Genomic DNA, 254 nt, shown 5'->3' with positions numbered 1-254 from the left:
CAAGTTCAATATAACCTGCTTTTTCGCTGGTTCATCGGCCTGGCAATGGATGACGAGGTGTGGGTGCCCACGGTCTTTACGAAGAACCGCGAGCGTCTGATCAGACACGATGCGGTGATCGAATTTTTCAACGAGGTGGTGGCCATTGCCGAGAAGAAGTGCCTGCTCTCGGGTGAACATTTCAGCGTGGACGGCACGCTGATCCAGGCGTGGGCTGGACACAAGAGCTTTGTACGCAAGAATGGGGTCGATCA

1 protein-coding gene is annotated in these 254 nt (G+C 54.3%); it reads left to right on the top strand.

The window, feature by feature from the left end:
• Nucleotides 1–254, top strand: a 254-nt coding sequence (locus VSR34_RS39310) for a transposase (protein ID WP_342965334.1), incomplete at both ends; no start/stop codon positions are given.

It is taken from the genome of Paraburkholderia sp. JHI2823 (assembly GCF_038900695.1).
Taxonomy (GTDB): domain Bacteria; phylum Pseudomonadota; class Gammaproteobacteria; order Burkholderiales; family Burkholderiaceae; genus Paraburkholderia; species Paraburkholderia mimosarum.
This window is presented reverse-complemented; position numbering and strand designations above follow the sequence as displayed.